The sequence below is a fragment of the Pseudochelatococcus lubricantis genome, from assembly GCF_042432495.1.
GTDB lineage: Bacteria > Pseudomonadota > Alphaproteobacteria > Rhizobiales > Beijerinckiaceae > Pseudochelatococcus > Pseudochelatococcus lubricantis.
Window position 1 is genome coordinate 1 of record NZ_JBHLXC010000014.1, and the last position, 21,443, is coordinate 21,443.

A 21,443-nucleotide genomic window follows, 5' to 3' on the forward strand; every position below is an offset into this window, starting at 1 on the left:
CGGGATAGGCCCATCTCCATCAAATCTGCGTCAGAGCCAATTTTCCACGCCGAAACACAAGACAGAGGGAGGCCGGGACGGATTTGAGTTGGTGCGGTCGAGAGAGAGCGCCGCGCGGCTCGATCCTGTCCCGCTCTCCCGAGGTCTTCCCCCATGAACATGATTTCCGCATCCGCGACGGTGCAGTCCGCCGCGTCGCTTCCGCTCACCTCCGACACCGATACCGCTGCGTCCATCTTCGTGGCGGCGGGGCTGCTGCTACCGCACCTCGAACGCGGTCAGCGTATCGACGCCGCCACGCTGCGCGACGCGATGGAAGCGGCCTTCGGCGCTTCCGATTCCGCCGGCGCCTGGGACTGGAAAACCGCCTACGACGCCTGCGAGGCAGCGACCGTCCTGTTTCTGCGCAAATACGGAAAGGCGCTTTTCCGTAAAGCCGGGTCTGCGGTCGATTGCCTGCCGCTGCTGGCGAAGATCGCCGGGCTGCTGCCGACGCATACCCGCCGGTCCGAGGAAGCCCAGACCTTCCAGCAGTTCTCGACCCCGATCCCCCTCGGCCTGATCGCGGCGACCGCCGCCGCCATCACGCCCGCCGACCGGGTTCTCGAACCCTCGGCCGGGACCGGGCTGCTCGCCATCCTAGCCGAGATCGCCGGCGGCGCGCTGGTTCTGAACGAACTGGCCGAAACGCGGGCCGCGCTTCTTTCCTCCCTCTTTCCGGCCCTTTCCGTCAAGGGTTTCGGTCGCCAGAAAGGACACACGGAAGTGTATCGGGGCGCCGAATATGTCGTGAACTTCCTGCCCAAGATCCGTCTGGAAACCGTGGTCGCCGACGAACTCGTGGATCAGGTGCTGGCGGCGATCCGGCACTCCGCCGGCACGGGCAAGGTCGGCGACGGCAAGCTCTTCGTCTGCGCCGTCGAGCAAGCCGTCCGCATACGTACAGGCGAAACCGGCGTCGACGCGCTCTGAACCAAGCGGAAGTCCATATCCCGCGGCATCCGACAGCACCCTCGCCAGCGCCTCAGCCTTTTGTCCTCTCTCCGACACGGCCGTGCGTCAGCATTTCCATAGGTTGCCACCCGTGTGGTTGCGAAAAATCCGCGCGGCAATACGAACGTCCGCGCGGATCGTTATTGTGTACTAAAACGCTCTATTCAGGCTTGATGTTGGCTGCTTTGATAACCGGCGTCCACTTTTCAAGCTCTGATTTGAGGAAAGCGCGGAACTCCTCAGGTGAGGACGTTTTCACGACGGCGCCCTGTTTCATAAGCTCTTCACGCGTTTCAGGCGTATCGAAACAACTACGGATCTCCCGATTGAGCTTCGCGATGATGGCCGGCGGCGTCTTGGATGGCGCCATGATGCCCTGCCAGAGAATGGCCTCCATCTCTGGATGGCCGAGTTCGTCCAGGCCCGGCGTGTCGGGCAGGATCGGGAACCGCTGCCGGCTGGAGACCGCCAGCGCCTTGACCATCTTACCCGCCACCTGTGCCTGAGCATTGATTGGTGAGGCGAAAGTGAACATCACCTCTCCCGTCACCACGGCGAGCAAGGCGGGGCCGCCGCCGCGATAGGGAACGTGAAGGAAGTTGGTCTTGGCGTGCTGCGTGAACAACTCTCCCGTCAGTTGGCCGAGGCTGCCCGAGCCGGCCGAACTCCAGGTGAGCGGATTGTCTTTTCGCGATTGCGCGAGGGCCATCAGTTCCTCGAGCGAATTCGCGGGCACGGACGGGTGGACGACCAGAACGAGCGGACTCTCCATCAGCAGGCTGATCGGCGCAAAGTCGGCCGTCGGATCGTAGGAGAGATTCGGATAGATTACTGTCGGCGATACATGTGTGCTGAGATGCGCGATAGTCAGCGTATAGCCGTCCGGCGGCGACTTGGCCACTTCGGCAGTCCCAATCGTCCCGCCGGCGCCCGCGCGATTTTCGATGATGAAACTCTGCCCCAAGCGGGGCGACAGTTTAAAGGCGGCGTAGCGGGCAATCTGATCTGAACTCGACGATGCTGATCCGGTAATGATCCGCACCATTCGGCTAGGATAGTTGTCGGCCTCGGCGGCCCAAGATCGTGTTGTCGCGGCTGGCAACGCCGCCATTGCCATCATCATCTGCCTACGGTTGAGCATGGCCAAATCCTCCCATTCTAGCCAAATCTACCCAAGGGTTGTTTGTATTTATGCCCCTTATTCCCTGAGCAACGTCGTGAACCGGCGGATATCCTCTTCCTTGTCCAGCGCCATCAGCGCTGCCAGAAGGCGCTCCGACTGTGCCAGGTCGAACACTTCCTGGGCGCAATCAAGGAATTTTGTCCGCATCCACTTCGGATAATCCACCGTCGTGCGCCCTTCGGCGCTATCCAGATGGACCTTAAGCGTGCTTCCGTCGACCATATGTACCGTCAGGTCGCAGACGTCCGAAAGGGTGTTGCCGCAGTCGACGGGCAGCACCTTGACGCGGTCCGCGAGCCGGCGCAGCTCCTGGCGCGCAGCGGACTCGTCCGTGAAATGGGCGACCCCGAGCTTACCGTCCGTCAAGGCTGCCGAGACCAGATATTGCAGGCTGAACTTGCCTTCGTAGCCGCTGTTGTATGTCGGACGGTCAGTGTGGTGGGCTCGCCGCCGCTCGATTGCCACCTCGACCGACCGGATATCGTCCGGTGCCGGGGCATGGGTTGCGGCGACCCTGAGAGCGGCGTCGATCGCAGAATGTGTCGAACCGCAGCAAGGATAGCGCTTAAAACGCAGACCAGGATCGATGATCTCCAGCACAGGCGAAAACGACATGCTGTCCAGATCGTATTTTCCGGGTCCGTTATAGACCTCGAAGAAGCCCTGTTTGGCTTCCAGCGCCCCTTCGGACGCGGTAACGCCGGCCTGCGCCATCAGTGCGGCAAGGGCTCCCTTGTGGCTAGCATGCCCTGCCTGGAAGGGCTTGGTGACCGTACCGACGTTCGACTTGATCCCGGATGCGAGGGAGGCAGCAATCCCGAGAGCGTGCTGCACTTTCGTCGCGTCAAGGCGGATGAGCCGTGCGACGGCAGCCGCGGCACCGAGTGCGCCCAGCGTCGACGTCGGATGCCAACCTTTGAAGTAATGCTCGAAATTCACGGCGCGCGAGAATTTCATAGTGATTTCGTAGCCGACGACATATGCCTCAAGGATTTCGCGGCCGCTGCTGGCACGCTCCTCGCCTACCGCGAGAACCGCCGGCAGCAGGGTGCAGGTCGGATGTCCTCCCTGGACGAAGCTTGAATCGTCGTAGTCGATCGCATGTCCAGCCGTCCCGTTGAAGAAAGCCGCATCGACAGCGCTGACGCGGGCCTGCGCACCGATCAAGGTGCACGTGCCCTTGGAACAAGCCGTTATATGGCTTTCCACGATCTTGGAAATAGGTTCAAGCGTGCCGGCTATCGCGGCGCCTATGAAATCGATGGCGGCAAACTTGGCGTACTCGATCGCCTCCGGCACAATCGACGAGGACGGCGTTTCCGCGACATAGGCTGCAAGTGCGGGCAGATGCGGGTAGACCGGCGCCGAAGCGTCCCCGGAAAGCTCCCGATCGAACGACGACCCCGTCGTGGTTTGGCCTGGCGAATGTTCCATCGCTCTCATTCCTCCCTGACAGCAGCGGGCTTGCTGCGATGAGAGAAATTTAACTTTGGCCCGTTTCACTGTATGCACTCGGCACAGATAATTACCGATGTCGAAACGGCATCACTTCAAGCGAAGCGATCCGCCGATCGCCGTGCCAGAAAAAATGAACCGCCGCCAAGGCAGGATATCGGGGGAGGATGTTCAATGCAGCTCGAAGCTCTTCAGTACTTCATCGCCGTCGTCGACGCGGGCTCTTTTCGCCAGGCGGCCGAGAATATTCATATTTCCCAATCGGCACTGAGCCGGCAGGTCGATAACCTGGAGAAAAGCGTCGGCGCCCAACTGCTTTCGCGGCTGGCGCGCGGCGTCGAGCTGACTGAAGCTGGCAGGATCTTCCTCTATACGGCGCGAACCATCCACGCGAGCCTGACTTTGGCGCATGACGAGATTACTGCGCTAGAGGGGCTGAACAAGGGAAAGATCCGGCTGGCCTCAGTCGAACCTTTCGCGGAACAGCTGCTGGCGGAGCTGATCTCCTCCTTCCAGAAAACTTACCCGGAAATCCAGTTCGATGTGCGTGTCGGCACATCGCGACGGGTCATAGAGCTGATCAATCAGGGGGTAGCGGAGATCGGCATCGCTTACAACGCAGCCCACGATCCTGCGCTGAAACTCTTGGCTCTGCTCGAACAGCCGCTCGTTGCTTTCCTGTCGTCGGAGCATCCGCTGGCCCATCAGCCAGCGTTATCGATCGCACATCTCGCCGGATTTCCGCTGGCTCTCGCCCCCGCCCGCTCGCAATCACGGCAGCTGGTGGACGCGGCGGCACGGCAGGCCGGCATCCAACTCACGGTCAGCGTCGAAAGCGATTCAGTAGCGCTGCGCCTGGCGATGGCCCGCAAGCCGCCGTTGGCGACAATCGCCGCTGCTATCGCGGGGCTCCCTGAGGTCAAGAATGGCAACCTTCTCTGCCGGCCGCTGCTTGACGAAGCGCTGCAGAAAAACAACATCGCCATCGTCTCCGTAAAAGGCCGCATACGCTCCAAGGCCGTGGTGAACTTCGAGCGCCACCTGTATCGGACCTTCCGCGGCTCAAACCCGTCGTAAGCTACCAGCCCCAAAGCGGTTCTGCCCTTGAACAGTGGAGAGCGGCTTCCTGAGATCCGTCAGGATACCGCTTCATGCGTTCGCATTATCGACGTTAGTCTGGTTCCCAGTTCTCAGGAGGCTTGCAAGGACGCTTACGTCTTCTTCAAGCGACAGATTCTCGATGAACAGGAGAACCGCGTCGGCCGAGGCAGCAGAGATGCGGCCTGAAACACAGGAACGGAACTTGCTTATAAGGGCCTCGCGCGGCAGTGGACTACCTATCCAGCCGGTCAGTTCCTTCATTGTTTTTGACTGAGCACGCCCCCCACGCATCCGAATTTCCACGTCACACCACATCTTCATGAAATCTGACGGGATTGCGTCGTCCATCACAAGCGAAACCCTGGGCAGCAAGGAGGCGACGTCCACAGCATCCCTGCGCGGCTGCGAGAACGAATCCACGCCGACCACACCGTCCAGAAGCGCGATAGCGGCCGTGTATTGCACACTAAACTTCGCATCGAGACCGGATCGCGGCGCTGGGCGATTGACATAGTCAAAGCGCGGGAAAGTGACGATGACTTGCTCGATTTCATCGGGCTCGATCTGCATTTCGGCCCGCAGGTGTAACGCTGCATCTATCACACGATGCGTAAAATAATTGCAGGGATATTTCTTAAATCCGACACCCGGGCTTACCATGTAAAAGGGATCGCCAAAATTCTCCGTCAATGCAGAATATTCGACATCGGTACCGACAAAGGTATCGAGTATGCCTTTTTCGCCGAACACATCCTCCGTGGCAGTCCAGCCAGCTTGGGCCAGAAGGGCGCATTCAACGCCCATTCGCGCGGCATGGCCGGCGTGGCTGGATTTGGTCATAGTGCCTGTATTCACCGCGAGCGCACCCGCGCGCGAGCCTGCCAGTCCAAGCGCCATGCCAAACTCGCGTGACGGCAGTTCAAGCAGTTTGGCAACGCCTGCCGCCGCGCCAAGTGTGCCGACGACGCCCGGCTTGTGAAAGCCCTGCCCGGCTGACCACCCGTGAGCGGCAAGACGCATGCGCCCCTGAAGCTCGAAAGCAACAGCAATAGCTTCTATCACCTTGGTACCGGGCAACCCCTTCCATTCCGCTACTGCCAGGATCGCGGGAATTGTAGGTGATGAAGGATGGGTCAGCGGAAAGAAGGTACTGTCAAAATCCAAGGCATGAGCCGCTATGCCATTGGCGAAGGCAGCCTGGACGACCGAGGTCCGTACATCGGTGCCGAATACTGTCGCCTGCGAGTTGCCCCCCATTTGCTCGATATGGTCGCAAATGATCCGACATACGCCTAGCGGTTCGTCGATACCCGCCACGATGACACCCAACGTGTCCACCAGCACGTTTTGCACCACTGCAACCGTCTCGGGTGACAACAGGTCAAAACGCACCCCCGCGATCAGATCGACAACCTGCCGGGTTACTGCTTCACTGCCGATCATTGGGCATCGCCTTTCAATAATTTATCGATCCAGAACAGCTACATAGATTAATTACACCATCTATCACGCTTACGGAGATGTAAAAGGGAGAATAAACCATATAATATTCCATAAAATACGCACAATTCTTCTTTATAAGAATAAAAATTACATTTTTAACAAATATAAATGCCAGACAATTCGATACTTCTGCAAACTGTCAACCATTTTATTATCATCAATACTTCGCATGGGTCAGCAGGATCGACGCGATCGCGTGGCCGGAACCGGCAAGCACGTTGCCGGTTCCGGCCAGTGATACAACACTGCTCGCCAAGGCTAGCGGTTAGCTTGCCCGATGCGCCCCATTCGCCTAGCTAGGAAACAGGATTGCTGCTTCGGACGGGATGTGCGCAAAGACCCGCTTTGCCGCGATCTGGCGCGGCGACTGGATACGGAATGCCACCGAAGAAAGTGTGGCCTCGTACTGATAGACGGACCCAAGATAGACCGGCGGGCCAATGTCCACCTCTAGCGTGTTCTGCTGTGGTCCATCGACAAGTTCAATCCGCTCGGGGCGAACGGCCATTTTGACTGCCCTCCCCGGTCCGACTGAACTGGGAACACGCATTTGAGCATCATTCGCCAGCTGAATGGTTGCGATGCCGTCGTCGTTGGCGATAACCCTGCCGTCGAAGAAGTTGGCCGAACCGAGGAAGTCTGCAACGAAAGGAGTTGCAGGACGCTCGTAGAGTTCTTGCGGCGTGCCGATCTGCAAGATCTTGCCCCGGTTCATGACAACGATCCGGTCCGAGATAGCCAGCGCCTCGAACTGATCGTGGGTAACATAGATTGTTGTGACCCCGAGGCGTTGCTGCAATTCGCGCAGCCAGACCCTGGCTCGCTCGCGCAGTTTTGCATCGAGATTGGACAGGGGCTCATCCAGAAGCAGCACCTCAGGACGGTAGACAAGCGCACGCGCCAGCGCCACGCGCTGCTGCTGGCCGCCCGAAAGCTCGAACGGATAGCGGTCAGCGAACTCAAGCATCTCGACAAGCGTCAGGGCTTCCTCAATCGCTGCCTGCTGCGCGCGCCCGGATATCTTTCTGAGCTTGAGCGGAAACGCAAGGTTCTGACGTGCGGTCATGTGCGGCCACAGGGCATAACTTTGAAACACCAGACCGAGGTTCCGCTTTTCCGCAGGAACGGAGATCGAGCGAGAACTATCATAGAAATAGCGGTCGCCGATCCTTATCGAGCCAGCTGTTGGCGTGTCGAGGCCAGCGATGGAAAACAGCGTCGTCGACTTGCCGCAACCTGAGGGGCCGAGAAAGGTCAGAAACTCGCCGCCCTTGACGGTAAGCGACATGTCATCGACAGCCTTGAAGCTGGCATAACTGCGCGAGAAGTTTTCGATAACAAGATCAGCCATACATTTTCACTCCCAGAATGCGGCGGGCGGCAATGACAAAGACAAGCGTAATGACGATCTGTATTGTTGCCAGGGCTGACACAGCACCGTTTTCGCCATTGTTCCAGAGCGCCAGCATAGAGGTGCCGATAATCTCCGAGCCAGACTGCGTCAAGAATGACGCCGTGACGTATTCCTTGAAAAACTGAATGAACAACAGGCAGAAGGCTCCGAAGATCGCAGGTTTGATCAGCGGTATGACAACCTGGCGAGAAGCCGTCCACCAACTCGCGCCGACGCTCCGCGCGCCCTTGTCCAGATCGTTGCTGATCTGGCCGATAGCAGGGGCTAGCGTGTTGAAGCCCAGAGGCAGATAGCGCATGACAAAAGCTGCGATGATTATCCAGATGGTACCGCGGAACTGATCAAACCCCGGCAACCAGATCATCATGTAGAAGAAGCCAAGGCCCGCGATGATACCCGGCACGGCGCGCGGATAGAGCGCAACGTATTCGAGAACACGGCGATAACGGAAGTTTGAGCGCATCGCGACAAGAACCACCATCAGGACCACCGCCACGCCGATGGCGCCGCCTATCGTCGAGATGAGGATGGAATTCGTGATTGCCCGCATAAAGGTTTCACTATTCCAGATGGTCAGGAAGTTCGCCCAGGTCAGCACCTTCGAAATGGGTATCAAAGGCGTGAGGAAGCTGACCGATGCGCGCAGCATGACGCCGCCCACCACGAGGACAACAAAGAAGAACACATAAGCGCAGACCAATACCGTCAACGGCCACTTAGCCCATCCCAGATTCAGCCGGCTAATACGCGCGGCCTTGCCACGCACTGATACGAAGCGCTCCGACTTTAGGACGAGACGGTTTTGCAGCCAGATCATAAAAGATACGATCACCAAAAGAATGATCGCCGCCGCGCCAACCAGCCCGTAGTCGGGCATTCCGATAGCCCGCAGCCCGTTCTGATAGATGTAGGTCGTAATCGTCTGGATACTTACAGGCGATCCGAAAAGCAGCGGTATCGACAGAAGCTCGATCGAGATCACGAAGTTAAGCATCGCGGAGTACACTAGAGCCGGACGCATCAAAGGAATTGTCACCGACCAGAGCGCACGGGCAGGGCTTGCACCCACCGAGCGGGCGGCATCTTCCATCTGACCGTCAGCCTTCAGCGCCATCCCGAGGCACAGCAGATAGGTCATCGGTGCCAGTGTGACGCCGGCCACGACGCCCATTCCGGTCAGCGTGTAAAGATCCCATGGAGCAATGCCGACGGTTGTCTTTACGGCGATGGTGACGAAGCCCGATGGGCCGTACATCGTCAGCCACCCGAACGCAATAACCAAGTGGCCGACATAGAGCGGCCACAGGAACAGCTCGCCCAGCCAGGTCCGCCCCGGCAGGTTTGTCCGTCCCATCAGAATTGCCATTCCGGCGCCGACAACTTGCGCGATGACTGTCGCAAGGACGGCGATGTACAGCGTGTTGAGCGCCATCCTGCCCACATCGGGCGCAGATACCAGCCGCCAGAAGTTATCCAGCGTCAGCTTTTTGTCCGCTTGATAGATGGGTGCATCCACGATGCCCTGATAAAGTACCGGGATCAGCGGCCCGACCACCATCAGGATCACTAGTATGGCAACGATCCAATAAAAAGTTTGGGTGCCATCGATCCGCTTTGACGAGATCTGCACGCCCAGCGCTTGCGCCATCGTCTCCTCCGTTGAGCCTCAAAGCTGGTCATCTGAGCTTGCGGCATCCTGTTTTCTTTTAATGATGATTATGCACAACCCCGCGGGGCCTGTGCATTTGCCTTCGCCTCGCCCCAATCAGGGCGACGCGCAAGGTTCAGACGCTCATGCCGGCTTTGTGCCCGTCGGCGGTGGCATAGGCCAACTGCCGCGCAACATTGCTGTCGCCGATCAAGCGCACATCGACGCCCTTGCGTTTCAGGGGCTCGGCGAGGTCGAGGTTCGGTCGGCGCGGCGTCGCGTAGGCAAAAAAAGCGACGTCTGCGATCTCGCCAGCGCGCCCCCCGAAAACGCTGGCGTACTCCAGCACTCCCTCGTCTACAAAGCGGTCATTCCATAGCGGCTCGACCAGGCAGTGGAACCGGATTCCGAGTTCATGAAAACGGCGCAGAACCGTCTGGCGCGTGGTCATCGCGCAATCCTCGCCGATTTTCTCACGCGGGGTTAGAATGATGACTTCCTCAAAGACTTCATTGAGCCTTTCCGCACAGGCATAAACAGTATCGGTTTGGTCCATGTCCAGGATCACAGCCTTGCCTGGCTGACGTTGTTTCAAGTCAACGATCTCTGCCATGGCGGTGCGCAGATCGGAGACGTATCCTTCCGCTTCGAGTTCAGCGGGAAGACATTGCGGCCATATCATCGTGCTGCCTGTGGCGAGAAGCACCGTGTCGGGATGATGGTCGAGCACCATTTTTTCGTCGGCCACCCGCCCTAGTTCAAAATGCACGCCAAACCGCTCACATTCGACGACCTGATAATCGTAAACGCTGGAGAGAGATTCCGAACGCGGCATCATCGCGGCAAGCCTCGCCTTGCCGCCCACCTCGGACGACATCCCGATTACGCTGACATCATGTCCGCGTGCAGCCGCGACCCAAGCCGCTTCGAGTCCGGCGACCCCGGCACCGACGATGACCACTTTCCGGCGCTTGTCCTCAGCAACCGGTTGCGGACGGAAATCCACTTCGTCAGCGCAGCCCAAACGGGGATTGTTGTCGCAAACAAACACATGACGCTCAACCGCAATTTCCCAGCAGGTGTTATGGTTGAGGCAGTATCGAATGTCGCGCGCCCGGCCGCTGCGAGCCTTCATCGGCCAGCCGGGGTCGGTGATTAGCGGCCGGCCAAGCCCGATCAGGTCGATACCGCCGGCCTGAAGCAAACCCTCAGCCTCAGCCGGATCCGTGATGCGTCCAATCGCCATGACCGGAACGTCGGGTGTCGCGCCCGCCAGCCTCTGCACCAGCGACCGATAGGGAACGCGTGGATAGAAATCGTTCGGAATATGCATTTCGAGCGTACGGTGATGCGCTCCCTGGGCATAGGCGATGTAATCCAGTTGCACCGCGGCGCTCAGGTCGCGGGCAATGTCCATTGCCAACTCCGGCGTGATCCCGCCGGGCACGCCGTCATCGCCCGGCAGCTTGATACCCAGAATGTTCCCGCTGCCCAAGGCGTCGCGCAGCGCCTCGCAAAGCTCACGCACGAACCGCAGACGATTTTCATGCGAACCACCGTAGTCGTCGTCACGATTGTTCGACTGCGGCGACATGAACTGGTGAAAAATATGCCCGTGCCCGGCAGAGATCTCGACGCCGGAGAAACCCCATCTCATCAGCCTGCGTGTGCCCTCGGCCGCCTGATCGATGAACCGGCGGATATCATCGTGCGACATGGCCCTCGGGACTGTGTAGCTGATATCATCTGGCAGGAAGGCAGGTCCGATCGCGTTATAGTTCCGTCCCGCGCGGTGCCGGCCCCGGCCCGCATCCTGAATTTGACCGATCAAGCGGCAGCCGTGCGTTTCAACTGCCTCAGCCCACCTCTTGCCATAGTCCTGCATGACATCGTCGTATATCCGCAGGCGCGTTGCGGGCTGATGCGGCCCAAAGGCCAGCGGCTCGGATACGATCGCGCCGCAGCCTCCAAGAGCGCGGTTGCGAAGATAGTTGATCTGGCGGTCGTGTGTCGCAGGCGTATCACTGAAATGCGTGTTGATGGACGTGTGAAAGATACGATTGCGCACGGAATGTTCCGCCAGCTTGATGGGCGAAAACAGCGCAGGGTAAGCATCGACCTTCTCTGGATCCTCAGCACGTTCTTGTTGTTGCAATTCTCTTTCCTCCAGAGAGAACTCGGCTTCCGACGGTCAGCCAACCATGACGGGGCGAGTAATGTGCCTAGAATTTCTCGATTTCGGACTTCAGGTCTGCCTTAGACGACAGTTCAGCACCTCAACCATGATCGTCATCCTGGATCGGCGAGGCAGCTTGTGAAATACGGTCCCATTGCAGGCCACCCAACCTGTCGAAACCCGCCTGCGGCGTGATTGGCGTTTCGAGTTCGGCATGGCGCCCCAGCGACACGGTCTCATGCAGGGCCTTGTCGCATGCCGCCATCATCGACTTGAACAGAAGGCTTGGGAGGATCAACAGCCGATACCCCATCTCCTGCGCCTTCGCAAAAGGCACGTCTGGAGTCTTGCCTTTCCAGACCAGGTTCAGCATGCACGGTCCCTCGACGCGCGAGGGGATCTGGGCCATCTCCTCAAGCGTTTGGGGCGCCTCGACGAACGCCATATCCGCCCCGGCGCTCAATGCGGCATTGGCGCGATCTATAGCAGCATTCAGCCCCAGAACCGAACGGGCATCCGTCCGCGCGATGATCGTGAAATCCCGATTCACGCGCGCATCGCAGGCCGCCCGGATCTTGTCCACGAATTCGGCGAGCGGAACAATTTCCTTGCCCTCAAGATGACCACAACGTTTCGGGAATTTTTGATCCTCGATGTGCAGCCCCGCCACGCCGCGGCGCTCGTACTCCATGACGGTTCGCGCAGCGTTCATGCGGTTGCCGAAACCGGTGTCCGCATCGGCGATGACCGGAATGTCGACCGCACCGGCGATCCGCCCGGCATTGTCCGCCATCTCGGTCAACGTTGTCAGACCATAGTCGGGATATCCCAGGGTCGCAGCTGTCGCCGCGCCCGACATATAGACCGCCGGGTATCCCGCCTGTTCGATGAAACGCGCGGTAATACACTCAAAAGCCCCCGGCGCCACGACAAGTTCAGGCTTCTCGATCAATTGCCGAAAGGCGGTACAAACGTTCACGTTGACCTCCGCGATTAGTAACGTCCGCCGGTGACATGCAGAACGTCGCCCGTCACATAGCTGGCATGTGCGGACGCGAGAAAGGTGACCACCGCTGCAACATCTTCCGGCTCACCGATGCGCGGAATAGGTGTGGTCTTTTCAGCCGCGGTGCGCACCTTGTCGTAATGAGGCAAGCGCCGAACGGCGTCCGTATCTATGATTCCCGGCGCCACCGCGTTGACGGTGATATGGTGACGCCCCGCCTCAAGCGCCATCGCCCGGGTGAAGCCGATAATCCCGGCCTTGGCGGAAGAGTAGTTGGCCTGACCGGGATTGCCCAGGTGTGCGCGAGACGAGATATTGATAATCCGGCCCGAGGCACCGTCTATCATAAGGGGGAGCGCCGCGCGGGTGCACAGGAAGGCGCCTTTCAGGATGACATCGATGACCGCATCCCAGTCACCGAGCGCCATCTTGGTGATCCGCATATCGCGCGTGAATCCGGCGTTGTTGACTAGAATGTTCAGTGCCCCATGCGTCTTGACCGTGTGATCAATGAGCGCCTGAACCTGCTCCTCCCGCGTCACATCCACCGCAAAGCTGCTGGCGCCTTCGCCCAACTCGTTGGCCACCGCCGCGGCTTTGTCTCCATCCAGATCGGCGACGACCACGCGAGCGCCTTCCTGATGCAGCTGACGGCAGATCGCCGCGCCGATACCGTTGGCGCCGCCAGTGACAACAGCCACGCGCCCGCTCAGCCCCATATCCATAGTGTTCCCTCCCGGCCGTTTTTTTGACTTAAGCTTTAAAATCAACGTCGGCGACGCTGACCACCTGGCAGAACCGGGCAATGCTTTGCATCGATGCCTGATGTTCTTCCAAGCTCTGCGCGGCGCAACCGTCCTCCAGTACAACCATGCTGAAATCGCGATCATGCCCGTCGCGAACCGTCGACTGCACAACAGCGGCCGTCGACACGCCCGAACAGAAAATGCGCTCGATCCGCAGAGCGGTGAGCTGCGCCATCAGCGGCGTCGCGTAGAACGGGCTAACGCGATGCTTGATGATCTGCAGATCCTCCGGGCGGACGTCCAGCGAGGGATGCAGCTCCGTGCCCCAGCTACCCAGCTGGAAACGGTTGGCTTTCCTGGCCGCTGAAAATATCGGCGAGTTCTGCGGGCATTCACGATAGTCCGGCGAGAAGCCTACGCGCACGAAGCCAACCCGGATGCCAGCTGACCGGGCCTTCTCGATCGCCGTTATGGTGTTTTCTATCGTCTTGCGCTCACGGAGCTGCGCACCGATAGGCGCATCGCCCGCAGGCCCCTCAACGTTCGAAGTGTCGTTCTGGATGTCGAGAACAAGATAAAGAGAATTCAACGGCCTTCTCCATTCGCAGTTGATTTTTCAAATTGTTGACGAAGCGCTTTGGCAATGACCAGCTGTTGTATCTGGGTCGTACCCTCGTAAAGACGGAACAGCCGCACATCACGATAGAAGCGCTCCACGACGCTGTCGCGCATGTAACCGGAGCCGCCGAATATCTGAACGGCGCGGTCTGCAATCCTTCCGACCATTTCGGAGGCGAACATCTTGCAGCAGGATGCGTACATGGAGATGTTCTCGCGGCGATCGCAACGTCTTGCAGTCTCCTTCACCATGCACTCGGCTGCATACAGGTCCGCCTGGCTGTCGGCGATCATGGCCTGCACCAGCTGAAAGTCGGCAATCGGCCTTCCAAATTGGTGCCGGTCGGCTGAGAACGACAGCATTTCATGCAACAGCCGACGCCCCTGCCCCACGCAAAGCGCCGAAATATTGATGCGGCCGCGATCAAGCGCCTTCATGGCAGTCTGGAAGCCGCGGCCCTCGCGTCCGCCGATAAGGTTAGACACCGGAACCCTAACGCCATCTAAGTAGACATCGGCCGTCAAAGCACCGGAATGGCCCATTTTCTTGTCCGGCTGCCCGACGCTGAGGCCCGGCGTGTCACGCGGGACAATAAACGCGCTGACATGCGCGTTGCCCGGCAGCCTCTCGGCGCTGGTGCGCGCCATGATGGTGAAGACACCCGCCAGCGGGGCATTGCTTATGAAGCGCTTGCTTCCGTCCAGCACATAATGGTCTCCGTCAAGCCTTGCGCGCGTGCGAAGCGCCGCGCTGTCCGATCCGGAATCGGGTTCGGTCAACGCGAATGCGGCGATCAACTCGCCACTCGCCATGCGGGGCAACCACTTGTTCCGCTGTTCATCGGTGCCATCTGCAAGAATTCCCTGCGAGCCAACCCCGAGGTTCATCGACAGCAAGGACCGAAACGCCGCCGACGCCCACGTCAGCTCGATCACCAGCTCGACTTCCTGGGCGACAGTCAGGCCCAGCCCGCCGTAAACCTCGGGAACGGTCAAGCCGAAGAGGCCCAGCTGGCGCATTTCCTGGACGACTTCGTCAGGAACGGCGCCTTCTTCAGCAACACGTTCCTCAAGCGGCACAAGTCTGTTCCGGACGTAGCGTCGAATACCCTCGCGCAGGGTTTCGTTCTCATCAGCCGCAGCGGCACTGAACTCCGTCAAGGCAATCCCTCCCTCTTGAAGTCAACAATATACGAAAATCATTTTCGTAAAAGATGCAAAAAGATTTTTTCCTGCTGTTTTTTGTCAATTTCCAAAGAAGCGAGCTGGGCCGGAAATGCTGCAAACCGCGACGAAAGCGCCCCAGAATCTGTCCTGTTTACGTTGAAACAGGACAGATTCTAGATTCGTTATTTTGAGCGAATTCTGATCGATCAGCTGATTCCATCTGATTGGAACGCGCCCTAAATCTTGCGGCCCGCATCAGACCAGAACGGCTCGCGCAAGACGCGCTTCCTGATCTTGCCCGCCTCGTCCCGTGGCAGGGATTCGCGAATTTCGATGCGCTGCGGGATTTTGAACCGCGCAAGTCGTGCTTCAACGAAGCGTCGCACGTCATCTACAGCGATCTGGTCTGGTCCGGGTACCACCTGAATCACGGCACAAAGGCCTTCACCGAATTCCTCGTCAGGAATCCCGAAGACAGCGCAATCACCTACGCCGGGCATTTCATGCAATACTCTTTCGATTTCAGCGGGATAGATATTCACTCCGCCCGAGATGACCAGCTCACGCTTCCGGTCACGCAGAAAAACGTAGCCGTCCTCGTCCTGATAGCCGACATCGCCAGTCGCGATGTAGTCTCCGCGTTGCAGGGCTGCGCGATCTTCGGGACGATTGAGATAGGTGAAATCGGGATAATTCGTGTTGTTAACCCACAATTCACCTGATTCGCCCTGGACCACCGGCTGCCCCTGATCGTCGCAGATTTGCAGCTCTACGCCGTTGATCGGCCGGCCGACCGTCCCGGGCCGCTCCAGCCATTCGGCGCCCGAGCAGAAGGTGTTGGGGCCGGTTTCCGTAGAGCCATAATACTCGGCAATGATTGGGCCCCACCAGTCTATCATCTGTCGTTTCAGCAGTGGCGGGCATGGACCGCCGGCATGCAGGCAGAACCGCAGGGAAGACAAATCGTAACGCGACTTTATATCTTCCGGCAACGCAAGCAGGCGCTGGAAAAGGGGCGCAACCAGATAGGCATGAGTAATTCTGTGACGCTCGATATCCGCCAGGAAGGACTCGGCCTGGAAGCGCGTCGGCAGCAGTAAAAGCTCGCCTTTTCGCACCCCGCGCATGGCGAACAGCAATGGAGCAGTGTGGTAAAGCGGTGCAGGAACGATGACACGGCTGCCTGCGCCTATATCGAAAACGGTCTGGCGCATTTGCTCAGCGCGCTTGGCCAATTCCGCGTCGGGCGCGAACCGTCGGACGCCCTTGGGATTACCGGATGTTCCCGAAGTATAGATAATGCTTTCAGTCGCACTAACGCCGAGATCGCCGACCGACTCAAACCGGTTCAGCCAGCTATCCCAGTTCTCGATATTCCGCGCCTGACACGCGGGCAGATCGGCGATGCGATAAGCGCCCCTGATGTCATCTGGCACGTCAACGACGAGGACGGGCATATCGGCCAGCTCTTCCGCGGACAGCGATGCAGCCAGATCCGCGTGCGCAACCAGCAGCCGCGCGCCTGAATCCGATAGGACATAGTGAATTTCCGAGGGCTGGCTGTGCCAGTTGACCTGCACCGGATAAGCACCGATATGCTGCGCCGCGAGCGTGGCCACCAGCTGGGCGGTATCATTCCGCATGAGAATTGCGATACGGTCGCCGGCTACGATCCCCATGTCCATCAAGCCCGCTGCCGCGCGACGGGAAGCGTTGTCGAGGCACGCGCCTTCAAGCCGGCGGCCGCCGACGATAAGCTCTTCAAGTGTAATCATTGCTGGGCTCTCACGGCAGGCAGCGAGGCCCGAAAATCCGAGCCCCGCCTACGCATATTTGCGATTATTTCTGAACGATCGAACGCCAGCGCTTCATAAAAGCGTCCGTAGAGGCGATGACGTCTTTGTTCATGTTCACGACGACAAGCGCCTCTTCAGGCACTTCTTTCAAGATGCTCTTATAGGTATGCTTGACCTGATCCGCAGGAACATCTTCACGGTACGGCGTCAGGCCGCCTTTGCCCAGAAGAGTCTGGCCTTCCTGGCTGAGAATGAAATCGAGCAGCAGCTTGGCTGAGTTCACGTTCTTAGAGTTCTTTGGAATGGCCACGTATCGTTGCATCACAACCGTCGCGTCCGAAGGATAGGTCACACCAATAAGCTCACCGCCGGGCTGAGCCATCTTCGGAAACGCGACGATACCGGTTCCCGCGACCGTGAAGACGTATTCACCCGTCACGATCTTTTCCGTCATCGGCCCACTGCTGACCTCAGGGCGCATGATAGGCGCTATAATCTTGGCCTGCTCCCAGCCTTTTTCTCCCAGTTTGTTCATCAGCGCGCGCCAGATCATGATCCCAGCCGCATGCCGCAACGGATCATAAGTCGTTACGCGCTGGTTAAAAGTCGCCGGATCGGCCTTCACGGCCTCGGCAAGCTTTTCCAAGTTGGTGATCTGCGCGCCGTTGGGCAGCAGCGCCGTATTGTAGACAAAGGGGAAAGGGTCGGTTGAAACGACATAGATTCCAGGCTCAGGATTCGCAAAGTCTGGCAAAGCAGCCAGCTCCGGACTCTTATAATCCAACATCTTGTCGGCAACGCGCACCCAGGTGTCCGCGTCGACATTCATCAGGATGTCGCCGGTCGTCACACCGCTGTTTGACTCTATTTCCCAACGTGAATGCACTTCGTTGGTGGTCAGATGCGGCATCTCGATAGTAATCCAAGGATACTTTTCGCGAAACCTGGGCAACGCATACTGCCAGTTTGCATCGGCAATATTATCGTAAATAACCAGGCGCCCTTCCCGCTTTGAGCCGTCAATCACGGCCTGATAATCCGCCGGATATCCCGCGGGCACCTCACTCGCATTGACGCCGGATGCCAGCGTCAACAGAGCGAGTGCGCCAGCAACTACCTTTCCTAGCATGTTAATCCTCCCGTATGATTGTTCGGATCAGCTTTACACGAAAATGATTTTTGTGTAAATAGAGTCGAGCAAGAACGTCGGTTACGACGCCGCGCGACCGGGTGGGGAAATACGCTCCTGCGTTCCGCACAGACATTGAGGGCAACTATGAACGACGATGTTTTCATTACCGGAATCGGTATGACGCGACTGGGGAAACACCTTGATAGATCGGTAAAGAGTCTGACGGCAGAGGCCGTCTCGGCGGCGCTGGCCGATGCGGGGATCGGGCAGGTATCCATTGATGCCGCCTGGTTCTGCAATACGCGGCAGGGAGCACTCGAAGGTCAGCACGGCGTCCGTGGGCAAGCAGCGCTTCGCGCCTATGGTTTCGAGGGAATCCCGATTTTCAATACCGATAATGCCTGTGCCAGCTCCAGCTCGGGATTGATTCAGGCATACGCCGCCGTCAAGGCGGGCTTGTACGAAGTCGCGCTCGTCGTCGGCGCCGAGAAGATGAACTACCCCGAGAAACGCAAGGAAATGTTCGATGCGTTCAAGGGCAGCTGGGATCGCGAACTGGCCGACCAACACCTGCAAGAATTGCTTGCCATGGGCGCCGATCTTCCATTGCCGGACGAAGCGCGCCAGGGCGCGGAAGAGCGTTCGGTTTTCATGGACATCTATGCTGCGATGGGCCGGTTCCATATGCAGCAGTTCGGCACGACGCAAAGGCAGTTCGCGGCGGTCGCGGCAAAGAATCATTGGCATTCGCAATGGAATCCGAATGCCCAGTACCAGAATCCCATGTCGGTTGAGGAAGTTCTTGCCGACAAGCTGATCGCATGGCCGCTGACGCGCTCCATGTGCGCGCCGATGAGCGATGGCGCCTGTGCGCTCGTGGTCACCTCCGGCCGCTCGTTGGGTCGTTTCGATGCTCAACGCGCTGTGCGCGTCCGCGGCATCGCCGCTGCCAGCGGATCGAACCGCAGGCCCGCGGATTTCGACAGACATATCACGCGTACAGCCGCCGATCGCGCTTACGAAATGGCAGGCGTCGAACCGGCGGACGTTTCCCTGGCGGAGATTCACGACGCTTCCGCCATCGCCGAGATAGTGCAGATGGAAAACTGCCGTTTGTGCGAATACGGAGAAGGTGGCCGCCTGGTCGAGAGCAACGCAACGCGCCTTGGCGGTCGCTTGCCGATCAACGTTTCTGGCGGCTTGCATTCGAAGGGGCATCCGATCGGGGCGACTGGCGCAATCATGGTCCACGATCTGGTGAGGCAGTTGCGCGGCGAAGCCGGGCCGGCTCAGGTCGAATCCGCGCGAATTGGTCTTGCCGAAAACGGCGGCGGTTTCTACGGCTTGGAGGAGGCTGCGTGTGTCGTCACCATCCTCGAACGCCATGTTGCATGAGCGCATGTTCAACGCCGAAGCACTTTGTGACTGGCGAGTTCGCGAGGCGCAACACACCTACCGTGAATTTGACGCGGCCTTCTACGCCCTCTCACTAGGGCTAGGCCGCCACAGCCTGGATCCACGCGCGCTTTCCTTGGTCGATCCGTGGTCTCCCGATTTCAGGCCCCTTCCCCTGTTCGCACTGATCTGTGGCTATCCTGGTTTTTGGCTGGGTGACGAAACCGTTCGCAGCCAGACCGGCCTGGATCCGGAGCGGATTCTCCACATCGAGCAGGCGCTCGTGCTCAAGGCGCCGCTGGAGCCCAATGCCACCGTCATCGGACGCACAACGGTGAACGGTATCGTCGACAAGGGCAAGGGCCGGGCATCACTGCTGTATTCCACGCGCGAGGTCATCGACGCCCGATCACAAACGGTCATAGCGGAGTGCCGGCAAGTCCATTATCTGCTCGGAGCGGGCGGAGGTGGCGGTACAGATTATGCACCGCCGCCGCGTCATAACTGCCCGAGTCGCCCCCCGGAGTGGCAGGTGGATGTTCCAACGCATCCGGAGCAGGCGCTACTCTATCGGCTGAACGGCGACGCGAATCCGCTTCATATCGACCCCCGCGTCGCCCAACGGTCCGGCTTCGAGCGTCCCATCCTGCATGGCCTGTGCACTGGCGGCATTGCCTTCTGCGCGCTTCTGGCCTTGAAGGATTTCGACGTGACGCAGTTCACAAACATCGGGTTTCGGATGGTGTCGCCCGTGATCCCGGGCGATACGCTGAGGGTATCCTGCTGGAGTGACGGTTCGTTCCAGGCGACCGTCCCCGACCGCAACCAGATTGTGCTGGACGGAGGCTATGCGGGTCTGGATCGGCCTGCCGAGAAAGGGGAATCTGATGGCATCTCCGCTTGAGGGCATTCGCATCATCAGCCTCGCCCATCTCTACCCGGGGCCTTTCGCGACAATGCTTCTGGCCGATATGGGAGCAGACGTCATCATCGTCGAGGACCGGAAGGTCGGCGACAGAACGCGCAGGTTTCCGGGTCATTTCGAGTCATTGAATCGCAACAAGCGTGCCGTTGCGCTGAACCTGAAGGACAGCGAAGATCGCCAGTCCTTCCTGAAGCTGGTCTCGACCGCGGATGTCGTGGTCGAGGGCTTCAGACCGGGCGTGATGGAAAGACTCGGCCTCTCGGTCGACGAAATGCGGGTCCATGCTCCGAACTTGATCTGCGTATCCATTTCAGGATATGGACAAACTGGACCCATGCGGACCCATGGCGCGCACGATCTAAGCCTTCAGGCTGTCGCCGGTTTGGTGCGTGTCACGCCCGGAGCCGAGCAGCAAACCCAGATGCCGGATATGGTACTGAGTGACATTGCCTCCGCACAGTCGGCTGTGACCGGAATCCTCGCTGCGCTGCTTCAGCGCGAGCGCGGCGGTCCGGCAGCCACCGTCGACGTGTCGATGCTGGACAGCATCGTTTCCTGGATGGCGCCCTACATCGTGCCGGCAATCAACGGCCTCGAACCCGCTCGCCTCCCCCCTGCCGATCCAGGGTATGGCATCTTCGTCAGTTCGGATGGGGTACCCTTCACCATCAGCATTTCGGCGGAGAATGCCCTATGGCAACGCCTGTGCGAGATCGCCGGCTGCCAGGAAAGCGCGCTCTTGTTGGAAGAAGAGCGCATAGCACGCCGCGACTTCATCTTGCCCGGGTTGCGGGCCGCACTGGCCTCAATGTCCATGAGCCGCATCGAGCAAGAGTTCGTGGCAGCCGGCATCCCGCACGGCCCGGTACGAAAGCTGATAGAGGTCCGCGATGATCCGCAAGTGCGGGCACGCGGCATTTTTCAGGATTTCGTCGACCCCCAGACGGACGACAAGCTCTGCTATATCCTGCAGCCCATCGTTTTCGACGGGGAACGCGGCCAAATCGTGCGCCGCGCTCCTCGTCTGGGTGAGCACAACCGGGAATTGATCAACGCTGACAACAGCCCGGACTGACCCGATCTTTCGCGCGACCGTTTGATCCGGCCGTCCGGCAAATCTCGGGCAGGTTACAATCGTGTTGCACGCCGGCGGGATGTTTGCCGGCGTGCAAGACCATGCCCCGC

Annotated in this window: 17 protein-coding genes; 5 read left to right on the forward strand and 12 right to left on the reverse strand. The window is 59.2% G+C overall.

Going from position 1 to position 21,443, the window contains the following annotated elements; translation table 11 throughout:
* The first annotated feature begins 159 nt into the window (after nucleotides 1-159).
* The gene (locus tag ACFFJ7_RS17840) at nucleotides 160-972 is read left to right on the forward strand and encodes a P-II family nitrogen regulator (RefSeq protein ID WP_512700668.1); all 813 of its coding nucleotides are present in this window, start codon (nucleotides 160-162) and stop codon (nucleotides 970-972) included.
* Between the two features lie 181 nt (nucleotides 973-1,153).
* Here the strand turns inward: ACFFJ7_RS17840 and ACFFJ7_RS17845 are convergent, their stop codons facing one another.
* Together ACFFJ7_RS17845 and ACFFJ7_RS17850 are read right to left on the reverse strand one after the other, a co-directional pair.
* Nucleotides 1,154-2,134, reverse strand: coding sequence for a Bug family tripartite tricarboxylate transporter substrate binding protein (locus tag ACFFJ7_RS17845; RefSeq protein WP_377594145.1), 981 nt, complete (start codon nucleotides 2,132-2,134; stop codon nucleotides 1,154-1,156).
* 57 nt (nucleotides 2,135-2,191) lie between these two features.
* The gene (locus ACFFJ7_RS17850) at nucleotides 2,192-3,610 is read right to left on the reverse strand and encodes an MmgE/PrpD family protein (RefSeq protein ID WP_377594147.1); all 1,419 of its coding nucleotides are present in this window, start codon (nucleotides 3,608-3,610) and stop codon (nucleotides 2,192-2,194) included.
* 195 nt (nucleotides 3,611-3,805) lie between these two features.
* Between ACFFJ7_RS17850 and ACFFJ7_RS17855 the strand changes: the two genes are divergently transcribed.
* Complete coding sequence (locus ACFFJ7_RS17855) at nucleotides 3,806-4,708, forward strand: LysR family transcriptional regulator (protein ID WP_377594148.1); 903 nt, start codon at nucleotides 3,806-3,808, stop codon at nucleotides 4,706-4,708.
* A 72-nt stretch (nucleotides 4,709-4,780) separates the two neighbouring features.
* Here ACFFJ7_RS17855 and ACFFJ7_RS17860 read toward each other — a convergent pair whose 3' ends face one another.
* The 10 genes from ACFFJ7_RS17860 to ACFFJ7_RS17905 all read right to left on the reverse strand — a co-directional run bounded on the left by ACFFJ7_RS17860 (nucleotide 4,781) and on the right by ACFFJ7_RS17905 (nucleotide 17,935).
* Nucleotides 4,781-6,175 (reverse strand): MmgE/PrpD family protein, encoded by a 1,395-nt coding sequence (locus ACFFJ7_RS17860; RefSeq protein WP_377594150.1) that lies wholly within the window; start codon nucleotides 6,173-6,175, stop codon nucleotides 4,781-4,783.
* A 352-nt stretch (nucleotides 6,176-6,527) separates the two neighbouring features.
* The gene (locus tag ACFFJ7_RS17865) at nucleotides 6,528-7,586 is read right to left on the reverse strand and encodes an ABC transporter ATP-binding protein (RefSeq protein WP_377594153.1); all 1,059 of its coding nucleotides are present in this window, start codon (nucleotides 7,584-7,586) and stop codon (nucleotides 6,528-6,530) included.
* A complete protein-coding gene (locus tag ACFFJ7_RS17870; protein WP_377594155.1) occupies nucleotides 7,579-9,297 on the reverse strand; it encodes an ABC transporter permease in 1,719 nt (572 codons plus the stop codon). The genes ACFFJ7_RS17865 and ACFFJ7_RS17870 overlap by 8 nt, the downstream gene beginning before the upstream one ends.
* Nucleotides 9,298-9,433: 136 nt before the next feature.
* Nucleotides 9,434-11,452 carry an oxidoreductase gene (locus ACFFJ7_RS17875; RefSeq protein ID WP_377594157.1) on the reverse strand — a complete coding sequence of 673 codons (2,019 nt, stop codon included), beginning with the start codon at nucleotides 11,450-11,452 and terminating at the stop codon, nucleotides 9,434-9,436.
* A 121-nt stretch (nucleotides 11,453-11,573) separates the two neighbouring features.
* Nucleotides 11,574-12,452: an isocitrate lyase/PEP mutase family protein gene (locus ACFFJ7_RS17880; protein WP_377594159.1), complete on the reverse strand. Its 879-nt coding sequence runs from the start codon at nucleotides 12,450-12,452 to the stop codon at nucleotides 11,574-11,576.
* 14 nt (nucleotides 12,453-12,466) lie between these two features.
* Nucleotides 12,467-13,204, reverse strand: a complete 738-nt coding sequence (fabG, locus tag ACFFJ7_RS17885; protein WP_377594161.1) for a 3-oxoacyl-ACP reductase FabG — start codon at nucleotides 13,202-13,204, stop codon at nucleotides 12,467-12,469.
* A 28-nt stretch (nucleotides 13,205-13,232) separates the two neighbouring features.
* Entirely contained in the window at nucleotides 13,233-13,814 is a 582-nt protein-coding gene (locus ACFFJ7_RS17890; protein WP_377594164.1) for a cysteine hydrolase family protein, read from the reverse strand.
* Nucleotides 13,811-15,004, reverse strand: coding sequence for an acyl-CoA dehydrogenase family protein (locus ACFFJ7_RS17895; protein ID WP_377594166.1), 1,194 nt, complete (start codon nucleotides 15,002-15,004; stop codon nucleotides 13,811-13,813). The genes ACFFJ7_RS17890 and ACFFJ7_RS17895 overlap by 4 nt, the downstream gene beginning before the upstream one ends.
* A 242-nt stretch (nucleotides 15,005-15,246) precedes the next feature.
* The gene (locus ACFFJ7_RS17900; RefSeq protein WP_377594168.1) at nucleotides 15,247-16,785 is read right to left on the reverse strand and encodes an AMP-binding protein; all 1,539 of its coding nucleotides are present in this window, start codon (nucleotides 16,783-16,785) and stop codon (nucleotides 15,247-15,249) included.
* 64 nt (nucleotides 16,786-16,849) lie between these two features.
* Nucleotides 16,850-17,935 (reverse strand): ABC transporter substrate-binding protein, encoded by a 1,086-nt coding sequence (locus ACFFJ7_RS17905; protein WP_377594169.1) that lies wholly within the window; start codon nucleotides 17,933-17,935, stop codon nucleotides 16,850-16,852.
* Nucleotides 17,936-18,082: 147 nt separating this feature from the next.
* On the opposite strand from ACFFJ7_RS17905, the gene ACFFJ7_RS17910 reads away from it, so the two are divergent.
* The 3 genes from ACFFJ7_RS17910 to ACFFJ7_RS17920 are packed head-to-tail and all read left to right on the forward strand — an operon-like array spanning nucleotide 18,083 to nucleotide 21,333.
* Nucleotides 18,083-19,333 (forward strand): thiolase family protein, encoded by a 1,251-nt coding sequence (locus ACFFJ7_RS17910; protein WP_377594172.1) that lies wholly within the window; start codon nucleotides 18,083-18,085, stop codon nucleotides 19,331-19,333.
* Nucleotides 19,299-20,237 carry a MaoC family dehydratase gene (locus tag ACFFJ7_RS17915; RefSeq protein WP_377594174.1) on the forward strand — a complete coding sequence of 313 codons (939 nt, stop codon included), beginning with the start codon at nucleotides 19,299-19,301 and terminating at the stop codon, nucleotides 20,235-20,237. The genes ACFFJ7_RS17910 and ACFFJ7_RS17915 overlap by 35 nt, the downstream gene beginning before the upstream one ends.
* Nucleotides 20,221-21,333 (forward strand): CaiB/BaiF CoA transferase family protein, encoded by a 1,113-nt coding sequence (locus tag ACFFJ7_RS17920; RefSeq protein ID WP_377594177.1) that lies wholly within the window; start codon nucleotides 20,221-20,223, stop codon nucleotides 21,331-21,333. Before ACFFJ7_RS17915 ends, ACFFJ7_RS17920 begins: the two co-directional genes overlap by 17 nt.
* The last annotated feature ends 110 nt before the right edge of the window (nucleotides 21,334-21,443 follow it).

Bases quoted from the DNA above. Each gene is read 5' to 3' on its own strand.
- ACFFJ7_RS17860 (WP_377594150.1), bottom strand. From the start codon at position 6,175: ATGATCGGCAGTGAAGCAGTAACCCGGCAGGTTGTCGATCTGATCGCG.
- ACFFJ7_RS17855 (WP_377594148.1), top strand. From the start codon at position 3,806: ATGCAGCTCGAAGCTCTTCAGTACTTCATCGCCGTCGTCGACGCGGGC.
- ACFFJ7_RS17920 (WP_377594177.1), top strand. From the start codon at position 20,221: ATGGCATCTCCGCTTGAGGGCATTCGCATCATCAGCCTCGCCCATCTC.
- fabG (WP_377594161.1), bottom strand. From the start codon at position 13,204: ATGGATATGGGGCTGAGCGGGCGCGTGGCTGTTGTCACTGGCGGCGCC.
- ACFFJ7_RS17850 (WP_377594147.1), bottom strand. From the start codon at position 3,610: ATGGAACATTCGCCAGGCCAAACCACGACGGGGTCGTCGTTCGATCGG.
- ACFFJ7_RS17870 (WP_377594155.1), bottom strand. From the start codon at position 9,297: ATGGCGCAAGCGCTGGGCGTGCAGATCTCGTCAAAGCGGATCGATGGC.
- ACFFJ7_RS17865 (WP_377594153.1), bottom strand. From the start codon at position 7,586: ATGGCTGATCTTGTTATCGAAAACTTCTCGCGCAGTTATGCCAGCTTC.
- ACFFJ7_RS17840 (WP_512700668.1), top strand. From the start codon at position 160: ATGATTTCCGCATCCGCGACGGTGCAGTCCGCCGCGTCGCTTCCGCTC.
- ACFFJ7_RS17845 (WP_377594145.1), bottom strand. From the start codon at position 2,134: ATGCTCAACCGTAGGCAGATGATGATGGCAATGGCGGCGTTGCCAGCC.
- ACFFJ7_RS17905 (WP_377594169.1), bottom strand. From the start codon at position 17,935: ATGCTAGGAAAGGTAGTTGCTGGCGCACTCGCTCTGTTGACGCTGGCA.
- ACFFJ7_RS17910 (WP_377594172.1), top strand. From the start codon at position 18,083: ATGAACGACGATGTTTTCATTACCGGAATCGGTATGACGCGACTGGGG.
- ACFFJ7_RS17900 (WP_377594168.1), bottom strand. From the start codon at position 16,785: ATGATTACACTTGAAGAGCTTATCGTCGGCGGCCGCCGGCTTGAAGGC.